Annotated in this window: 1 protein-coding gene; it reads left to right on the forward strand. The window is 53.0% G+C overall.

The annotated features are described in order from the left end of the window. Positions 1–2,690: Ig-like domain-containing protein (locus QUB64_RS09705; protein WP_333325253.1), on the forward strand; the 2,690-nt coding region annotated here is incomplete at its 5' end. Between the last annotated feature and the right edge of the window lie 149 nt (positions 2,691–2,839).

A 2,839-nucleotide genomic window follows, 5' to 3' on the forward strand; every position in this document is an offset into this window, starting at 1 on the left:
ACGACAGCGACCCGGACTCGGACACGCTGACTGCTGCCTTAGTTACAGGCCCGGTCAACGGTACGATCGCATTCAACCAAACTGGCGACTTCACTTATACTCCAAAAGCAGGCTTTGCAGGTCTAGATACTTTCACCTACAGCGCTAGCGACGGCGCTGCGACTGTCCCCAGTACGGTGAATATCAACGTTACTAACTTTCCGCCCAAGGCACAACCCGACAGTTACAGCACCAGTCCGGGAAAAGCCATCAGCATAACAGTGCCGGGAGTTTTAGCCAACGACTCCGATGCGGACTTCTTGGACACGCTGACTGCTGCATTGGCCACAAACCCGACTAAAGGGTCGATCGCCCTCAACAAAGACGGTTCTTTCACTTATACTCCTAACGCTGGTTTTTCTGGAACAGACACATTTACCTACACAGTCAGCGATGGAATAGTTAGCTCTGCACCGGGTACCGTGACTGTAAACGTCAACAATAACCCGCCTGTAGCGAATCCTGACAACTATACAACTCCTTTTAATACTCCTGTGAACGTGACGGGTTTGGGAGTCTTAATCAACGATACAGACCCGGAAAACGATCCGCTGACTGCGATTTTGGTAGCAAATCCGGCTAAAGGGTCGATCGTCCTTAACTCTAACGGTTCCTTCGATTACACTCCAAATACTGGTTTTGCAGGGACAGACTCTTTTACCTATAAAGCTAATGATGGGAAGGCTGATTCTGCGATCGTCACCGCCAGCATTGTTGTCAATAATCCTCCTACGCCAACTCCGGTAACAACTCCGACTCCTACGCCAACTCCGGTAACAACTCCGACTCCTACAGGAACTCCGGTAACAACTCCGACTCCTACAGGAACTCCGGTAACAACTCCGACTCCTACAGGAACTCCAACTCCCACGGGAACTCCGACTCCAACTCCCACGGGAACTCCGACTCCGACTCCCACTTCCACGGGAACTCCGACTCCGACTCCAACTCCCACGGGAACTCCGACTCCGACTCCAACGCCTACGGGAACTCCGACTCCGACTCCGACTCCCACGGGAACTCCAACTCCAACTCCAACTCCTACAGAAACTCCGACTCCGACTCCAACTCCTACAGAAACTCCGACTCCGACTCCAACTCCCACTCCCACGGAAACTCCGACTCCAACTCCCACTCCCACGGAAACTCCGACTCCAACTCCAACGCCTACGGGAACTCCGACTCCGACTCCGACTCCTACGGGAACTCCGACTCCAACTCCAACGCCTACGGGAACTCCGACTCCGACTCCAACGCCTACGGGAACTCCGACTCCGACTCCAACGCCTACGGGAACTCCGACTCCGACTCCGACTCCTACAGAAACTCCGACTCCGACTCCAACTCCTACAGAAACTCCGACTCCTACAGAAACTCCGACTCCGACTCCAACGCCTACAGGAACTCCAACTCCAACGCCTACAGGAACTCCGACTCCAACGCCTACAGGAACTCCGACTCCAACTCCAACGCCTACAGGAACTCCGACTCCAACTCCAACGCCTACAGGAACTCCAACTCCGACTCCAACTCCTGTTGACTCTGACAGCATTGGTGGCGGTAATGCCGATCGCACTTGCGATGACGAAATCACCCTACCCGCGATCGATTCAATTCCCGGCCCGAATTCAGTCGATCGCACTTTCAACGGCACTGACGGCAACGATTTGCTAATTGGCAGCAATCTCAACGATGCGATCGACGGTTTCAACGGTGACGACATTCTGCTGGGCGGCAGAGGAAACGACAATATTTACGGCGGGCGGCCCAGCAATGTCCCGCTTGGCCCTAATGCAGACAAAGACTTGCTGTTTGGCGGCACCGGTAATGATTACCTCAACGGGGGTGCCGGCGACGATCTCATTTTCGGGGGTAAAGGCGATGATGTGGCGATCGGCGGCAAAGACGATGACTTGATTTGGGGCGACAAAGGCAACGACACTCTGGTGGGGGCTGAGGGTAACGACTGCTTGTTTGGAGGCAGTTTTGACCTGTCTAGCCCTGACTCGAACGGACGCGATTTGCTGTTTGGAGGTACTGGCAACGATTTCTTGAATGGGGGAGATGCTGCGGATACTCTTAGCGGTGGAGAGGGCAATGATACGCAGTTTGGCGGTAAGGGCTATGACGTTCTGGACGGGGGTACGGGCAACGATCTGCTGTTGGGCGATCGCGGCACTGATACCATTTGCGGCGGTGATGGCGACGATACTATTTTCGGCGATCGCGCGATCGGCTTAAATGGCGATTCAGATTACCTCTGTGGCGGTGCGGGTAACGATTTGCTGTTTGGTAACGGCGGTAGTGACACCATTTGCGGCGGTTTGGGTGACGATACTCTCTACGGCGGTAAGGGTGACGATACTTTGACTGGCGGTTTAGGTGACGATCTTCTCAGTGGTGGCGTTGGGCGCGATCGCTTTATTTTAACCGCAGGTGAAGGCAGCGATGTCATTACTGATTTCACTAAAGGTGAAGATTTGCTAGTATTAGCGGGCGGTTTAACTTTTGCTCAACTCACTATTATCCAAAGCCCTAGTGCAGATGCGATCGCGATTTCTCAAAACGGTCAACTCTTGGCTACTGTGAATGGAGTGTCAGCTAGTGCGATCGATCGCAGTGATTTTATCGTGTTTGGGCGATCAAATTAACCGTAGGGTGCGTCAGGAAAGATAATTCTCAATTATCAACAAAAATCTCGGAACTGACGCACCATCTATTCCGGCGATCAAATTAACCGTAGGGTGCGTCAGGAAAGATAATTCTCAATTATCAACAAAAATCTCGGAACTGACGCACC

Source organism: Microcoleus sp. Aus8_D2 (assembly GCF_036702665.1).
Lineage (GTDB): Bacteria > Cyanobacteriota > Cyanobacteriia > Cyanobacteriales > Microcoleaceae > Microcoleus.